At 62.1% G+C, this 15,560-nt stretch carries 13 protein-coding genes; 1 reads left to right on the top strand and 12 read right to left on the bottom strand.

The annotated features are described in order from the left end of the window. Window positions 1–300: 300 nt before the first annotated feature. The 12 genes from M0D69_RS40930 to M0D69_RS40875 all read right to left on the bottom strand — a co-directional run bounded on the left by M0D69_RS40930 (window position 301) and on the right by M0D69_RS40875 (window position 14,194). Window positions 301–1,329 (bottom strand): serine endopeptidase, encoded by a 1,029-nt coding sequence (locus M0D69_RS40930; RefSeq protein ID WP_301787498.1) that lies wholly within the window; start codon window positions 1,327–1,329, stop codon window positions 301–303. 282 nt (window positions 1,330–1,611) lie between these two features. Then, the gene (locus M0D69_RS40925; RefSeq protein ID WP_301787497.1) at window positions 1,612–2,031 is read right to left on the bottom strand and encodes a helix-turn-helix domain-containing protein; all 420 of its coding nucleotides are present in this window, start codon (window positions 2,029–2,031) and stop codon (window positions 1,612–1,614) included. After that, window positions 2,028–3,218 carry an FAD-binding oxidoreductase gene (locus tag M0D69_RS40920; RefSeq protein ID WP_301787496.1) on the bottom strand — a complete coding sequence of 397 codons (1,191 nt, stop codon included), beginning with the start codon at window positions 3,216–3,218 and terminating at the stop codon, window positions 2,028–2,030. Before M0D69_RS40920 ends, M0D69_RS40925 begins: the two co-directional genes overlap by 4 nt. Beyond that, window positions 3,215–4,591, bottom strand: a complete 1,377-nt coding sequence (locus M0D69_RS40915; RefSeq protein ID WP_301787495.1) for an NAD(P)/FAD-dependent oxidoreductase — start codon at window positions 4,589–4,591, stop codon at window positions 3,215–3,217. Before M0D69_RS40915 ends, M0D69_RS40920 begins: the two co-directional genes overlap by 4 nt. After that, complete coding sequence (locus tag M0D69_RS40910; protein ID WP_301787494.1) at window positions 4,576–4,890, bottom strand: (2Fe-2S)-binding protein; 315 nt, start codon at window positions 4,888–4,890, stop codon at window positions 4,576–4,578. The genes M0D69_RS40915 and M0D69_RS40910 overlap by 16 nt, the downstream gene beginning before the upstream one ends. Beyond that, complete coding sequence (locus M0D69_RS40905; RefSeq protein ID WP_301787493.1) at window positions 4,887–6,728, bottom strand: ABC transporter ATP-binding protein; 1,842 nt, start codon at window positions 6,726–6,728, stop codon at window positions 4,887–4,889. The genes M0D69_RS40910 and M0D69_RS40905 overlap by 4 nt, the downstream gene beginning before the upstream one ends. Next, on the bottom strand, window positions 6,725–7,681 hold the full coding sequence (locus M0D69_RS40900; protein ID WP_301787492.1) for an ABC transporter permease: 957 nt from the start codon (window positions 7,679–7,681) through the stop codon (window positions 6,725–6,727). The genes M0D69_RS40905 and M0D69_RS40900 overlap by 4 nt, the downstream gene beginning before the upstream one ends. Next, a complete protein-coding gene (locus M0D69_RS40895; RefSeq protein ID WP_047848191.1) occupies window positions 7,678–8,634 on the bottom strand; it encodes an ABC transporter permease in 957 nt (318 codons plus the stop codon). Before M0D69_RS40895 ends, M0D69_RS40900 begins: the two co-directional genes overlap by 4 nt. A 97-nt stretch (window positions 8,635–8,731) precedes the next feature. Then, window positions 8,732–10,357 carry an ABC transporter substrate-binding protein gene (locus M0D69_RS40890; protein WP_301787491.1) on the bottom strand — a complete coding sequence of 542 codons (1,626 nt, stop codon included), beginning with the start codon at window positions 10,355–10,357 and terminating at the stop codon, window positions 8,732–8,734. Between the two features lie 101 nt (window positions 10,358–10,458). Next, window positions 10,459–11,736 (bottom strand): FAD-binding oxidoreductase, encoded by a 1,278-nt coding sequence (locus tag M0D69_RS40885; RefSeq protein ID WP_301787490.1) that lies wholly within the window; start codon window positions 11,734–11,736, stop codon window positions 10,459–10,461. Window positions 11,737–11,778: 42 nt separating this feature from the next. Beyond that, on the bottom strand, window positions 11,779–12,447 hold the full coding sequence (locus M0D69_RS40880) for a haloacid dehalogenase type II (RefSeq protein ID WP_301787489.1): 669 nt from the start codon (window positions 12,445–12,447) through the stop codon (window positions 11,779–11,781). Between the two features lie 268 nt (window positions 12,448–12,715). After that, on the bottom strand, window positions 12,716–14,194 hold the full coding sequence (locus M0D69_RS40875; protein WP_301787488.1) for an aldehyde dehydrogenase: 1,479 nt from the start codon (window positions 14,192–14,194) through the stop codon (window positions 12,716–12,718). Between the two features lie 294 nt (window positions 14,195–14,488). On the opposite strand from M0D69_RS40875, the gene M0D69_RS40870 reads away from it, so the two are divergent. After that, a complete protein-coding gene (locus tag M0D69_RS40870; RefSeq protein ID WP_301787487.1) occupies window positions 14,489–15,376 on the top strand; it encodes a GNAT family N-acetyltransferase in 888 nt (295 codons plus the stop codon). The last annotated feature ends 184 nt before the right edge of the window (window positions 15,377–15,560 follow it).

The raw sequence follows: 15,560 nt of genomic DNA, 5'->3' as shown, positions 1-15,560 counted from the left end.
CCACCTTGATGGCCGAGCTCGCCAACCTCGTGCGCAATACCTGCCGCACGCCAAATGCCGGGCCCGACGCGCCCACTTTCGAGCTCACCACTACTCCCGAGCCCACACACGAACGTGCTCTCGCGCTCGTCCAGGCGATCCAACCGTAGACAGAAAACCGAACCCCGATTTCCAGCCGAACGCTTGAATCACAAAGGAAACTCGCCTACCTCGTCGCGGAACTTCGGACTAAAACCGATGGCCAACGGAATCTTCAGGACCGCCTGACGCAAGAGAGCGCACCATGCTTGTACTCACTGGTTAACTTGCAACAGCCTCTTTCCCACACGCAGGGCAGTAGTGTGCAAACGCATTCTTTCGCGTTTGACAAAAAGTGCATGCGTCGAACAGGCTGATCCCGCAGTGCATGCAGAAGTCGAGTTTCGGATTACCCAGGTCGGCCTTGCGTTCGCATCCTGGGCAGATGCCCTTTGCAAAGCGGCTTTGGGCAACGTCATAACTCAACGCCTGGCGACGTTGATCGTCGGGCAGCGTCTCGGCGGATTTCTGGTTTTGCAGATAACGCTGCAAGCCATTGATGGAATAACGCCCGACCAGAATCGTCACGATCACGCCCACGATGTACCGGACATAACCGCCATAGTCAGGAAGGTACGGGACCAGTTCGACGAAAAACGCAAACAGCGCAAAAAATATAAAGCCCCAGACAAAAGGCCAATAACGGTTCTTGCGATGCTTGGCAAACAGCCATCCGCCAATCACAAGCAAGGGCAAGGTGATTGCCAGCCGGATGAGGAAATTCTTCATGTCGATGCCGCGCTGGAGCACATCGAGTTTCTCTTCAGCCTGAGTACGAAGCGCCGCTTCGGCCGTTCGCCCCTTCACCAGTGCTTGCCGCTTCTGTGCATTGCTCTGCTGTATCTGATCGAGAGCCTTTTGAGCGCTGCGGATATTGTCGTTGAGCGTCTCCAGCGAGCGGGTACGGCTGACGAGTTCCTTGTTCTGATCGGCCTGCTCTGTCGCCGTACGAGTGGCAAGCCAGTTCGAAAACGTTTCGTGCGCGCTCGTATATTCGGCGGTCGCGGCTTGCAGTTTGAGCCGCGCGGACTCCTCTGCCAACTCGCCGTCACGCACATTGCCTTGCGCTTGCTGAAGCGATGTTTGTATCGCGGCGCTTGCTGTCGGATCGATCAACGATTCCAACGTAGGCGGAGCTTCAACGCCGGGCAAATTCCCCACAACGAGTCCGCCCAAGCCGATCAGGAACCCCGCAAAGGCGAAAGAGATCAACCACAACGCACGGTGGAACCATTTTTCTGACACTCGCATAGGTTGCATCGATCAATCCCCGTATTGAAGTTGCTGCGTAGCGGACCATCAGGACGCGCGACCACGTCTCACCACGATAACGATGAGGTGAGTCTATAAATCAAAGGCTTTAGTCTGCGGAATGATAGCGTAAGCGTCCTGGAAGGACGCGCTTCGGGATGGGATGTAGATTGGCAACAGACTCGAAGGCTCGCTGCTTCGCGGCCGAGCGAAGCAATCAGGGGCAATTCAATCGTTCGACGCGATGCTCGGGTTAGACCGTCAGGCTTTCTGTTTACTTATCTAAGCCGTTTCCCGGTACAACGTCCGCTGCTCCGTCGGTTCAGTTCCGTTCGACCCGCCGCGCGACGACCCCTCACTCCCCTGCAACAGACATCTCGCGTGCGCCCGCTTCAAATACATGCTCGGCGTCATCCCGCAGAAACGCTTGAAATGCCGCGCGAAATGGCTTTGGTCGAAGAAACCGACTTCAGCCGCGACTACCGACCCTGGCACGCCCGCAAGCAACAAAGCCTGGGCGCGCTGGATCCGCAGCCCGCACAAATACCGGTACGGCGACGAACCGAATTGCTGCCGGAACGCGGTAGCAAACCGCGACACACTAAGCGCCGACAGCTCTGCAAGTTGCGCAAGTGTCACGGGTTCATCGAAGTGCGCCTCGATGAACGCCCGTGCTTCGGTCAGCGGCATGGACTGTTTCATGACGCCGCCGCCACAGGTTGAGCTTGCGATGAAGACGCAAACGAGGCAAACCGGCTGACCGAAAACGCGTCGAGTGGAATCGGCGTGCTGCCGGTATCGATCAATTCGGCCAGCGTCTCGCCCACGCCCGGACCAATCTGGAACCCCGAGCCGCAAAAACCGAATGCATAGAACACGCCGTCGGTTGTCGAACTGCGGCCGATCACCGGCTCGCTATCCGGCAAGTATCCTTCCACGCCGCTCCAGACCCGGATCACGTGCAGCGGCGCCATCGAAGGAACCAGGCGGCGGAGTTGCGCAATCTGACGCACGGTGTTGATGGGCAGCACCGACGCGCGTTTCGTGAGTGCATCGGCGGGACCGGGCGGCCCGCCGCCCACGATGATGTTGCCGCGCGGGATCTGGCGGAAGTAGATGCTTTCCTGCTTGATGGATGTGAAGACGCCCATCGACGACTTGAAGACATACGGCACCGGTTCAGTGACAGCCATTTGCGGTCCACTTGCACGCAGCGGCACCGGCTCGCCGAACTGCTCGGTCAGCCGGCTCGCCCACGCGCCCGCGCAAATCACGAGCCGTGCTGCCCGATACACCACGCCCGCCGCACTTTCCACGCGAAAGCCGTCGCCGTCCTTCTCCACATGCGCGATCTCCGTGTTCTCTACCACCTGCGCGCCGAGCCGCGCCGCCGCCCGGCCGAAGGCCGGTGCGGCGAGGCGTGGATTCGCGTGGCCGTCGAGTGGGGAGATGGAGGCGGCCAGCACTTCACGGCCGAGGAAGGGGAAACGTTCGAACATCGCCTTGCCGTGCAGTACTTCGAGATCGAGGCCGTAGGCACGCGCATCGACGGCATAGCGATCGAAGGTCTCCACGTCGTGCGCGTGATAACACACACGTGTATGGCCCGACGGCAGGAATTCGATGTCCTCGCCCAGCAGTTCCTTCGAGTGCTGCCACGTGTTCAGCGCACGGTTCGCTATCGCGAGCTGCGGCAACGCCCGGCCTTGCCGGCGGACGCCGCCAAAGTTGACGCCGCTGGCTTGCTGGCCGGTCAAGCCGCGTTCGAGCAGGATCACCGAGCAAGCAGGGTTGCGGCGGCGCAAAAAGAACGCCGTGGTCGTGCCCATGATGCCGCCGCCGATCACGATCACATCGGCTCGACGATCGGCTTGTTGCGACGCCGTCATTCGCTGGCCTCCTCTTGCTCGACAAGTGTCACCGGCAACGGCTTGACGGGCGCTTGTCCACGCAGCCGCCCGACGGAAGCCAGCGGCACGGATGCCGCCGCCGCGATCACTTCAGCTCCCGCGTGAGCACAAAAGCGTCCCTGGCATCGACCCATGCCGACGCGGGAAAACGCCTTGGCACGATTCGCTTCCTGCGCGCCGGTCTCGCGGACGACACGGCGTAACTCGCCCGCCGTAATCGCTTCGCAACGGCACACGATGGTCTCGTCCGGCAGCATGCTCGCGAACCGGGCGGGCCACGGAAAGGCGGCGCGCAAGCCGGCCGCGAAGCGGCTGAAGACCTGCAGTTGTGCACGCAAGGCGGCCAGACCTTCGACCTTCAAACCGCCATCCTGCATCGCAGCGAGTGCGGCGAGACGACCCGAACGTTCAGCGGCGTCGGCGCCGCGAATACGCGCGCCGTCGCCAGCCAGATAGATCCCTTTGACGCTGCTGCGGCCGTCCTCATCGATTGCAGGAAACCATTGCTGCGTGGCTTCATCGAAGGAAAATTCGCAGCCGGCGAGGTCGGCAAGCTGCGTCTCCGGACGCAAGTGATAACCGAGCGCGACCGCATCGCAGGCCACCTTGAACGGCATGCCGCTTTGCAGCGCGACTTCGACATGGCTCACGCCATGAGCAGGCGATCCGACGATTTCAAGCGGTCGAACGCCGCGATAAACTCGTACCCGCGCTTTCCTGAGTACGCTCATCAACGCGATGCCTTTTTTCAGCGCGGCGGGAATGGCGAGCAGCTTCGGCAGCGCGGAGAGCCGTTGCAAAAGTGTGGAGGTATCGAAGACGGCGGACACTGCCGCGCCCGCTTTCACATACTGCGCAGCCACGAGGTAAAGCAGCGGCCCGGTGCCCATCAGCACGACTCGCGAGCCGATCGAGCAACCCTGCGACTTCAGCGCGACTTGCGCGCCGCCCAGGCTATACGTCCCGGCATAATGCCAGCCCTTTACCGGCATTAACCGATCCGTCGCGCCGCTGCAAATGATCAGCGCATCGAATTCAAGCGTCCGGTAAGACGCGCCGCTGACAAGATGCACGGCGTTCGTCGTGATGTTCCAGACGAGCGTTTCGGGCAAGTAATCAATGCGACTCTTGAGTGCATCGAAGCTCTCATGCAGAGCAGCCGCTCGCGCACTTTCCGTACCGTAGAGCGTGTCGTAAGAGCGCGTGAACCCTTCCGGCTGCCGTCGATAAATCTGCCCGCCATCCCTTCGCCCTTCATCAATCACCGTCGGCCGCAGGCCCGCTTCGACCAGCGCCTCGGCGGCCCGAACCCCGGCAGGCCCGGTGCCGATCACAATCACGCGCGCGGCCATACGCCCTCCCCGGCTGTAGACAGTTGCGTGATGATCGACATGCCCGCTACCACCGGCGTCGTACACGCACGCAGCCGTTCGCCGTCAGCGGTCCAGACCCAGCAGTCCTGGCATGCGCCCATCAGGCAGAAACCGGCGCGCCGGCCATCGCCGAATTCAGAGTCGCGCAAGGTCCTCGTGCTGGTCAGCAACGCGACCATCAGCGTGTCGCCTTCCGCAGCCTGTCGCGCCAGACCGTCGACGGTAATGACTACCGCCCGGCGCTCCGTTTCCGCCAACCGCACGAACCGTCCGCTCATGCTTCAATCGTCTCGATGGTCTGCAGCCGGCTCAGTTCGGCCGTCGAATGATGGCAAAGAATTTCCGCCCCCGAAGGCAGCTTCTTCATGGAGGGCGGCGTGGCGTTGCACTTGCCGTCGATACGAACCGGACAGCGCGCCCTGAAGCTGCACAGTTCGGCGATGTCGGCGCTCTCACCCATCTGCGGCAAAGCGGCGCTGCCGATCATGCGGCGTGCGTCGAGCCAGCCTGGCTTTAGCGCCGGCACGGAGTCCACCAGCAAGCCCGTGTATGGGTGATACGGCGGTGCCGCGAGCACGTCGCGCTCGCCCGCCTCCACGCGATGTCCCGCGTACAGCACGATCACTTCGTCGCAGATCGAACGCACGGTGGAGATGTCGTGGCTGATGAACATGTACGAGACGCCCAGCTCGCGGCGTAGTTCAGCCAGCAGGTCGAGGATCGCCGCACCAACGACGGTGTCGAGCGCGGACGTGACTTCATCGCAGAGGATCAATGCGGGATCGGCGGCGAGCGCGCGCGCCAGGTTCACGCGTTGCTTCTGGCCGCCCGACAAACCACCCGGCGTGCGTTCCGCAATCGATGCAGGCAGCTTGACGAGATCGAGCAGTTCCAGTGTCCGCTTGCGCGCCGCCGCCCCGCGCAAATGATGATAAAAAGCGAGCGGCCGGCTGAGGATATCGGCGATGGAATGGCTCGGGTTCAACGCCGTGTCGGCGTTCTGGAACACGATCTGGATCTGCCGGTATTGCTCAGGAGTACGGTTCGACAGTTTGGCGGGCAGCGGTTTGCCATCGAAGAAAACTTCGCCGCGCGCCCGGTCGACCAGACCCGCCACCACGCGCGCCAGCGTCGTCTTGCCCGAGCCCGATTCGCCGATCACACCCAGCGTGCTGCCCCGGGCAATCGAAAGGCTTACATCGTCGAGCACACGCACGGCCGGCGCGCCGTAGCGGTCGATACGGCCATAACCTGCTGCCAACCCACGAATTTCAAGCAAGGGCGGCGCGAGTTTCTGCGCATTCGTTTGCACCGATAACATCGGTTCCGGCCGGCGCGTGGCCGCCAGCAATTGCTGCGTGTATGCATCGACGGGGGCATCGAGCACCTGCGCCACCAAGCCGTTCTCTTTCACCCGGCCACCGTTCAACACAACGATCCGGTCCGCCATTTGCGCCACGACCGCAAGATCGTGCGACACGTAGATGGCCGTGGTGCCCAGCTCGCGGATCACCTTCTTGAATGCCGCGAGCACTTCGATCTGCGTGGTCACGTCGAGCGCCGTCGTCGGTTCGTCGAACACCACCACCGCTGGATCCGTGATCAGCGCCATCGCCGCCATCAAGCGCTGCAACTGCCCGCCCGAAACCTGGTGCGGATATCGCTCGCCGATCTTCTCCGCGTCCGGCAATGCGAGCGCGCGAAACAACTCGATCGCCTTGCGACGCGCTGCATCCCGTGTCATCAATCGATGCAGCAACGCGGGTTCCGTCACCTGGTCGATGATCGTGCGCGCGGGATTGAACCCCGCCGACGCGCTCTGCGCGACGTACGCCACAGTGCGCGCACGAAGCGCCCGGCGGCCGTTCTGGTCGAGCTCGAGCACTTCCGTCTCGCCGATACGCACCGATCCACCGCTAATGGAACACCCTTGCCGCGCATACCCCAGCAGCGCCAGCGCGATAGTCGTCTTGCCCGATCCGGACTCGCCGATCAACGCAAGCACCTCGCCCTTCTTCACCGAAAAATCGACGCCCTTGACGATCTCGGTCACGGGGTCGGGCGCTGCGCCCGCCACCACTCGCAAGCCCTTCACCTGAATCATGTCGGCGCTCATTGCGCAGCTCCTTGCCCACGGCCGCCACGGCGGCGCAGGTTATCGATCAGCAGGTTCACGCCGATGGTCAGCGTCGCGATCGCGATAGCCGGCATCAACACGGCCAGCGCCCCTTCCGCCAGCCCGCCGATGTTCTCGCGCACCAGCGAACCCCAGTCGGCATTAGGCGGCTGCACGCCGAGGCCGAGAAAACTCAGGCCGCTAAGCAGCAACACGATGAACACAAACCGCAGGCCGAAGTCGGCGAGCATCGGATGGATCATGTTCGGCAGCACTTCCACGCGGGCGATGTAGAACAGCCGTTCCCCTCGAGCCCGCGCGACCTGCACGTATTCGAGCGTCATCAGGTTGACCGCAAGCGAGCGCGAGATGCGAAACGCGCCGGGAATATAAGCGAGCGCGGCGACGCCGGTCAGCATGGGGATGGACGATCCGAACGCGGCGATCACGACCAGCGCGAGCACCTTGCTCGGAATGGAGATCAAGGCATCGAACAGGCGGCTCAGGATTTCATCGACCCAGCGGCCCGACACGGCGGCAATCAGCCCGAAGAACGTGCCGATCAGGCTCGCCAGCAGCGCAGCCGCGAGGGCCAGTCCGACCGTATAACGTGTGCCGTAGAGAATCCGGCTCAGCATGTCGCGGCCAAGATAGTCGGTGCCGAGCGGAAACGCCCGGCTGGAACCGGCGAACACATCCATGGACGAAAGCGCGCCGCTTTTGTAGGGCGCGACCAACGGACCGATGACTGCAATGGTCAGCCAGAACACGACCATCACGAGACCGATCAGACCGAGGACGGAGAAGCGCCGGACCAGCCGCTTCAAGACGCCCGGTTTCGGTCCGGCAACGTCAGGGACCGGTACGGACGGTTCATTCACGATGTCGTCGCGGGCCACGTCGTAGAGCTCGGTGCCCGGATGAGGAATGGAGGAGTTGGCGGGTCGGTTCATCGTTGACGCAGCCTCGGGTTGGACACGATTTGAGCTAGATCGGCAATCAGCACGAGCAGCAGGTAAGCCGCGCAGAACACCATGACGCACCCCTGCACGAGCGGCATGTCGCGGTTCGTGACGGCGTCGACCATGAGGCTCGCGAGGCCCGGGTAATTGAAGATCGATTCGACGATCACTACACCGCCGAAAAGATACGACAGGCTCAGCGCCACCGCATTCGCGATCGGGCCGATGGTGTTCGGCAACACGTGGCGCAACACGACGCGCATCGGCGAGGCGCCTTTCAGGATCGCCATCTCGACATACGATGCATTGAGCTGATCGAGCACGGCAGCGCGTGTCATGCGCGCCATTTGCGCAACGAGCACGCAGCACAGCGTCATGACGGGCATGGCGTAGATCCGCAGCAGGCCGCCGAACGACGACACCTCGGACAAATACGACAACGCGGGCAGCCAGCGCAGCTTCACGGCGAACACGAGCACGGCGATGGTCGCGATCAGGAACTCCGGCACCGCGACCGTGGAGAGCGTCAGCACGTTGAGCACGCGATCGAGCAGCGAGCCGCGAAACATGGCTGACGAAATACCGATGAACAACGCGACCGGGACGGACACCAAGGCCGTCAGTCCGGCCAGCACGAGCGAGTTCGGCAAGCGCGTGGCGATCAGTTGACTGACCGGCAAACTATTCGACAACGACGTCCCGAAGTTGCCGGTGACAACCAGATACAGCCACTGGAAGTAACGCTGCAACGCCGGCTGGTCGAGCCCAAACTGATGTCTTAACGCCGCTACCGCTTCGGGCGTTGCCGCTTGCCCGAGCGCCTGCTGCGCGGCATCGCCGGGAAGCAGGCCGGTGATGCCGAACACCACCGCCGAGACAATCAGCAGCGTGAGCAGCGCGAGGCCCAGGCGAGCGGCGATAAGTCGTGACGCGTGTGCTTTCATGATTCGCCTCCGGGGTTGAAACCGCACGCCCCGACCGGGCGGCGTGCTTTACTGCCTGATGCTCTGCGTACACCAGATGCACCAGGTACACCAGACTTCAGCTTTCCAGCCAGACATGCTCCGCGAACGCGAAGCCCATCAAACCAGCCAGCGGAATCGATCCCAGGCCCTTGAGCTTGGTCGTATGACCGTCGATCGAGCTCTGGAACATCGGAATGCCGATGCCGCCCGTTTCATGCACCAGCACCTGCATGTCGCCGTAGATCTGCTTGCGCTTGGCGTCGTCCGGTTCGCCGCGTGCCGCCACCAGCATCTGGTCGAATTTCGGGCTCTTCCAGTTCGCTTCGTTCCACGGTGCATCCGACTTGAAGAACTGCGTGAACAAAACGTCGGCGCTCGGACGCGCATTCACCGAGCCGAAACCAAGCGGATGTTTCATCCAGTGATTCGACCAGTAACCGTCTGCCGGTACACGCGTGACCTGCAGGTTCAGACCCGCTGCGGGTGCGGCCTGCTGCAACAGCATCGCCATTTCTACCGAACCCTCAGCCGCGGGCGACGCAAAAATCTGCACGGGCGTACTGCCCACTTTCGCCTTCTGGAAGTGGAACTTGGCTTTCTCCGGATCGTAGGCGCGTTGCGGAATGCCGTGCATGTAGTACTTGTTGGTCGGATCGATCGGCTGGTCGTTGGCGACCGTGCCGAAACCCTGGAACACGGCGCGGCGAATCTGCTCGCGATCCACGAGATAGAACATACCCCGACGAAAATCGTCGTTGCCGGTAATACCGCCTTCGTCGCGAACAATCAGGTCGGTGTACTGGCCCGTCTTCGTTTCCAGCACCGTGAAACCCGGCGTGCCCTTGATGCGGCCAGTCGAACGCGGGCTGACCGCGTTGATGAGCTGCACGTCGCCGGAAAGCAGCGCATTCACGCGGGCCGATTCGTCGCCGATACCGATCAGCTCGATCTCGTCCAGATGCGGCATGCCCGGTTTCCAGTACTTGTCGTTCTTCACACCGACCGTACGCACGCCCGGGGAGAAATCCTTGACCTTGAAAGGACCGGTGCCAATAGCCGTCTTGAAGTCGGTCGTGCCATCCTTGATGATCAGGAAATGCGAGGTGGCGAGGATCACCGGCAAGTCCGCATTCGCGCCTTCCAGCGTGATGGTGACCTCGTTCGGGCCCGTGGCTTTCACTTCCTTGAACTGGTCGGCGAGCGTCTTGGCCTTCGATGCCGTCGCTGGATCTTTGTGGCGCATCAGCGAATAGACCACGTCGGCGGGCGCGAGGGATTTGCCGTCGTGAAATTGGACGCCGCTGCGCAGCTTCACGATCCACACCGTCGCATCTTTCGTTTCAAGCGACTCCGCCAAAGCCATCTTCGCGCCAAGATGCGAATCCAGTTCGGTCAGGCCGTTGTAAAACATGTTCGCCCGCACATAGTCCGTGCCGAGCGCGCCCTTCGCCGGGTCGAGCGTATCGGCGGCGGATGCGGACTGCGTCGCCACGCGAATCTTGCCGCCCTGCTTCGGCTTCTCCTGCGCGAACGCAGCGCCGCTCGCACTCAGCAGCCCGGCGCCGGTGATCGAGGCCATGCCGGCCGCGGCCAGCGCGCGCAACACCTCGCGCCGTGACGCGCCCCGGCGCGTGAGGCGCTCGAGCTCGGTCACTTCAGTCCCGGCTGGGGCATCGGCGTGTTGCAGATTTTCTTTATTCATCGAAACTTCTCCGCGAGGTGGCTGGGTCTGGTTTTGGTTTGTGGTTCGGCGTGGGTGATACGGGGGGCGTCGAGCGGCAAAAAAAACGCGGCCGGTCGAACTCAATAAAACACGTCCTTGATGCGGTAGTACGTGCCGACAAGCGGCAAAAACCAGGGCTTGCCCGTGTGGCCGGGAATCGCCGGCCACTCGAATTCACGCCACGGATTCGCGGTGGTGCGGCCATCGATCACATCGGCCATCACCTGGCCCATGTGCGTTGACATCTGCGTGCCGTGGCCGCTGTAGCCCATCGAAAAATAAATGCCTTCGTGCTGGCCGGCACGTGGCAGGCGGTCGGCGGTGATATCGACGAGACCACCCCAGCAATAGTCGAGACGCGCGTGGGCCAGCGCCGGGAACATTTTCGCGAGACCGTCCTGCAGGATGCGTCCGCTCTTGGCGTCCGATGGCTGCTCGGACGCCGTGAAGCGCGCCCGGCCGCCGTACAGCAAACGCGAATCGGGCGTGATGCGGAAATAGTTATGCATGAGGCGCGACGTCGTGTACGCCCGGAGATTCGGAAACACCTGGTGCACGAGCTCAGGCGACAAAGGCTCCGTTACCACGATGAACGAACCGACCGGCGCGAGGCGTCGCCGAAACCAGCCGAACGGTCCTTGCCGCGATGGACCCGTCGCGATCAACACCTGCTTCGCGCGGACTTCACCGCGCGCCGACACGATCCGATAACCTCGCTCGCCATCCTTTTCTATCGACGTCACAGCCGCGTTCTCGTAGAGCTTGGCGCCATGGCGCGCGGCGGCATTGGCGAGACCAACGGTGAACTTGCCCATATGCATCTGGCCGCCATGCCGCTGCAGCAGGCCGCCGAAAAAACTGTCCGACTGGATCTCGGTTGCGATCCGGTCGCGGCCGATGATCTCGACATTGGCATCGACTTCACGCCGGATCACCTCCGCTGTCTTCTCCAGATGCGCGAGATGATGCGGCTTCGATGCGAGCTTCAACTTGCCCGACGCCAGGTAATCGCAATCGATCTGCTCTTCGCGGATCAGGCGCTCGACGGTGTCTACTGCCGCCGAATACGCCCGATAACAACCGCGCGCTTTTTCCAGTCCGAGCTGTTCGACCAGTGCGGAAAAATCCTGCGCGACGCCGGTATTGACCTGACCGCCGTTGCGTCCCGACGCGCCGCCGCCGATCCGTCCCGCGTCCAGTACAGCCACCGATGCGCCGCGTTTGCCCAACGCCAGTGCCGCCGACAACCCCGTGAAGCCCGCCCCGATCACGGCCACATCGACATGACCGTCGAGCGGACCAGCGCTTGCCGACAGCAGCGGCGGCGAAGTATCGAGCCAGTAGGAATCGAGCTTCATACTGTGAGTCCCTGATGCGAAATGCGTTGGAACCACAGCCGCTTACAGGCCGAGCAACGTGGCGAGATGCGGGATGTCGTCGACTTCGGTGTACTCGTAGTACGGCGTGGACGGTTCATGGCCGCGCTTCACGAACGCCTTGTGCTTGACGCCCATGTCGTGCGCGGTCATCAGATCGTAACGCAGGCTCGACGACACGTGCAGCACGTCTTCCGGGTTGCAGTTCAACTGGTCGAACATGTACTCGAAGCCTTGCATGCGCGGCTTGTACGACTGCGCCTGCTCGGCCGTGAAGACCGCGTGAAACGGCGCGCCGAGCTTGTCGACGTTGCTCTGGATCTGGTTGTTCGACGCATTCGACAGGATCACCAGCTTGTACTTCTTCGCCAGCCGCGAGAGGCCTTCCGGCACGTCCGGATGCGGACCCCAGGTCGGCACGGCGGTATAGAACGTCTCTGCCTTGGCTTCATCGAATTCGACGTTCATGCGTTTGCAGGCCCGTTTGAACGCATTGACGATCACGTCGCGATACGGCTTCCATGCGCCGAGCACTTCATCGCGCCGATAACCCGAAAAGAACGCAATCAGCTTGTCCATGTCGGGGCCGCTCAGCACGTCGCCGTACATTTCGCGCGTCATGTCGGCGAGGCGGAATTTGGTCAGAGTGCCGTAGCAATCGAAAGTGATGTACTTCGGTTCGAATTCGATCATGGTGATAGTCCTATCGTTTGTATCGTTGATATGAACCCGCGACAGGGTTCAGTGGCGAAAACAGGAAAGCGCATTCCTGTAAAAGATTTAATCAGCGCAAAAACAAAGATGTCCCTGATTCGCGCAAGCCAAAAACACAGAATGTGCGTTTTTTAGGGCGTCCCGCAGCAGAGTCTGCGGTTGCGTTTTCAGGAGCTTTGCGGCGTCAGGGTTTGCCCTTCTTTTCGTCTGTTCAAAAGCCTTCGGTTGCTTGGATTTATGCTTGAATCTATTCGCGCAGATCGATCAGCACGCTTTTGAAGCGCAGGTTCGCTTCGTACGCTTGCCGGCCCAGGTCCTTGCCGATGCCCGAGCGTTTGTAGCCGCCGGTCGGAATCATGAAGTCTGACGTTCTTCCATAGCGGTTGACCCATACCGTGCCGGCTTCCAGCCCCCGGACCAGCCGCAGCGCGCGGCCCAGGTCGGCCGTGTGCACGCCGGCAGCCAGACCATAGTCAGGGTGTTGAGCGAGTGCGAGCGCTTCTTCTTCCGTATCGAAGGTCTGCAATGTCAGCACCGGGCCGAATACTTCCTCGTGGACCGCTTCCGAATGTTGCGTGACACCGCTCAGCAGCGTGGGGACATAAAACGCGCCGCCTGCGCCGCCATCGGCGCGCAACCCGCCGCAGCGCAGGGTTGCGCCGCTAGCGAGCGTCCGCCCCACGATCCCTTCGATACGCGCCGCCTGCGGTTCTGAAATGATCGGCGAGAGGGTCGTGCCGGGAGTCCAGGTTGCGCCCGCTTTCAGTCCGCTGAACACGGCCTGGATGCGTTCGGCCAGCGGCTCCGCGAGCGAACGCTCGACCAGCAGCCGGGAACCTGCCACGCACACCTGACCCGCATTGCCCGAAATTGCCCCGGCGATACGGCGCGCGACGTCGTCCAGACGCGGGGCATCGGCGAAAACGATCTGCGGGCTCTTGCCGCCCAGTTCCAGCGTGACCGGCTTGGTGCCTGTTTCGGCGCACGCAGCCATGATGGCCGCGCCCGTGCGGGTGGAGCCGGTGAACGTGGCCTTGGAGATTTTCGGATGGCGCACGAGTGCATCGCCCGTCGTGCGGCCATCGCCTTGCACGACGTTGAAAATGCCTGCCGGAATGCCGGCACTGATTGCGAGTTCGGCGAGGCGCAGCACTGAGAACGGCGTCATTTCCGAGGGTTTCAGGACCACGGCATTGCCTGCTGCGAGCGCCGGCGCGATTTTCCACGACGCCATCACCAGCGGGAAATTCCACGGTGCGATGGCGCCGATCACGCCGTACGGTTCGGCGATCGTCATGCCGAGATGATCGTGATCGGTTGCGGCCACGTCGCCGCCGATCTTGTCCGCGAACTCCGCGTAGAAACGGATGCCTTCGGCTGTGAACGGCACGTCCCAGTTGCTTGCGTCGCGGATCGGGCGGGTTGAACCGAGCGCTTCCAGGGGGCCGAGCGTCTCGACATCGGCTGCGACGAGGTCGGCGAAACGGCGCAGGATCCGGGCGCGCTCGCGCGGGGCCATGGATCGCCAGCCGCTGGTGCGAAACGCCTGCCATGCGTTTTCGACTGCGCGATCGATCACCTCTGCGTCCGCGAGCGGCACCGATGCATACACCACGCCATCCGACGGGCGCGCGACCTCGATACGGCGGGCGCCTTCATCCACATATTCGCCGCCGATGAAATGGCCGCTGCGCACGGTCACGGCGGCGGGATCGAAGCTATCCATATGAAGGTCCTTTGAGTAGCGGCCGCGGATGCGGCGCGGCCTGATGGAATCGTAAGGCTAGCCGGACCACATTTATCGTCGACAAAAACAGTGGCTCAGCAGATCACACGCGTTATGAAGCCGCCGACGCGCCGTTTTGTATCGAAGTTTGCCCGGTGCGGCTTCAAAGCCGCTTCATGAAAAGATCGTCCTAGCCACGTTGCGTGGTGGATGCGAGAGTGGCGGCGTGAAACCTGAGCTTGATTACAAGGCCTGATGACTGGGCTTGCGTGAAAGCCAACGAGGGAGGCCGGCGTGTCCGAGCAAGTCAACGAACGAATTACCTATAGATCCTTTACTGGCGACGATATTGCTGCGGCGCATGCGCTGACCGTTGAACTTAAATGGCCGCATCGAGTGGACGACTGGCGTTTCGTGGTGCAGGCGGGCGCGGGTTTTGTCGCGCAGACGCCGGAAGGTGTGATTGGCACGGCGTTGTATTGGACTTATGGGGCTGAGCGGGCGTCGTTGGGGATGGTGATTGTATCGCCGGCGTGGCAGGGCCGGGGTATTGGTAAAAAGCTGATGGAGCTTGTGCTGGAACAACTTGGCGGCCGCGTCACGTTTCTGCACGCGACAACGGCGGGGCTTCCGCTCTATGAGAAGCTGGGTTTTCGGGCGGTTGGCACGCTCGACCAGCATCAGGGAGCCGCGTTCCAGCCACCACTGGTGTCGTTGCCGCCGGGTGAGCGGTTGCGGCCGCTGGGTTCCAACGATGCTCCTCGTTTGATCGAACTGGCGTCGCGGGCGTGTGGGCTGGATCGTGGCGAGGTGTTGCCGGCCCTGCTTGAGAGTGCGGATGGGATTGCGCTGGATCGCGATGGCGAATTGCTTGGTTTTGCGTTGTTCAGGCGTTTTGGGCGTGGGTTTGCGATTGGGCCGGTGGTGGCACCGGATGCGCCTGATTCTAGTCGGGCGAAGGCGTTGATCAGTCATTGGCTGGCGGTGAACGAAGGGGTTTTTGTTCGTATCGATACGCCGGGGGGAAGTGGTTTGACGGAGTGGCTCGATGGGCTTGGACTGCCGAAGGTTGATACGGTGGTCAAAATGGTCGCGAATGGGCCAAAGGGTTTGGCAGCCCCTTTTCCTCCCGCCGATCCGGACTTTAAGCAGTTTGGGATTATTAATCAGGCAATAATGTAAGGGGTTTTCGTCCGCACAGGGTTTTTCGCTCGCGCCGGTGGACGGGTTCTGTTTGGGGTTTTCGGGCGTCGTGGTCAGAGTTGGTGCCGGGTTGCTGCTGCTTAGGCCTGCGGTCGTTATATGTTGGACGTTTTCTTTATCACTATTAGCCACTGTGCGTGGCGGCACGTCATTTCTTTTTCCA

This window comes from Caballeronia sp. SEWSISQ10-4 2 (assembly GCF_030464885.1).
Classification (GTDB): domain Bacteria; phylum Pseudomonadota; class Gammaproteobacteria; order Burkholderiales; family Burkholderiaceae; genus Caballeronia.
The sequence above is the reverse complement of the archived record's forward strand: the minus strand, read 5'-3'. Positions and strand labels throughout refer to the sequence as shown.

Excerpts from the sequence above, each read along its gene's own strand:
- M0D69_RS40900 (WP_301787492.1), bottom strand. The coding sequence starts at position 7,681 with ATGAACCGACCCGCCAACTCCTCCATTCCTCATCCGGGCACCGAGCTC.
- M0D69_RS40905 (WP_301787493.1), bottom strand. The coding sequence starts at position 6,728 with ATGAGCGCCGACATGATTCAGGTGAAGGGCTTGCGAGTGGTGGCGGGC.
- M0D69_RS40890 (WP_301787491.1), bottom strand. The coding sequence starts at position 10,357 with ATGAATAAAGAAAATCTGCAACACGCCGATGCCCCAGCCGGGACTGAA.
- M0D69_RS40910 (WP_301787494.1), bottom strand. The coding sequence starts at position 4,890 with ATGAGCGGACGGTTCGTGCGGTTGGCGGAAACGGAGCGCCGGGCGGTA.
- M0D69_RS40930 (WP_301787498.1), bottom strand. The coding sequence starts at position 1,329 with ATGCGAGTGTCAGAAAAATGGTTCCACCGTGCGTTGTGGTTGATCTCT.
- M0D69_RS40920 (WP_301787496.1), bottom strand. The coding sequence starts at position 3,218 with ATGACGGCGTCGCAACAAGCCGATCGTCGAGCCGATGTGATCGTGATC.
- M0D69_RS40895 (WP_047848191.1), bottom strand. The coding sequence starts at position 8,634 with ATGAAAGCACACGCGTCACGACTTATCGCCGCTCGCCTGGGCCTCGCG.
- M0D69_RS40915 (WP_301787495.1), bottom strand. The coding sequence starts at position 4,591 with ATGGCCGCGCGCGTGATTGTGATCGGCACCGGGCCTGCCGGGGTTCGG.
- M0D69_RS40875 (WP_301787488.1), bottom strand. The coding sequence starts at position 14,194 with ATGGATAGCTTCGATCCCGCCGCCGTGACCGTGCGCAGCGGCCATTTC.
- M0D69_RS40925 (WP_301787497.1), bottom strand. The coding sequence starts at position 2,031 with ATGAAACAGTCCATGCCGCTGACCGAAGCACGGGCGTTCATCGAGGCG.
- M0D69_RS40880 (WP_301787489.1), bottom strand. The coding sequence starts at position 12,447 with ATGATCGAATTCGAACCGAAGTACATCACTTTCGATTGCTACGGCACT.
- M0D69_RS40885 (WP_301787490.1), bottom strand. The coding sequence starts at position 11,736 with ATGAAGCTCGATTCCTACTGGCTCGATACTTCGCCGCCGCTGCTGTCG.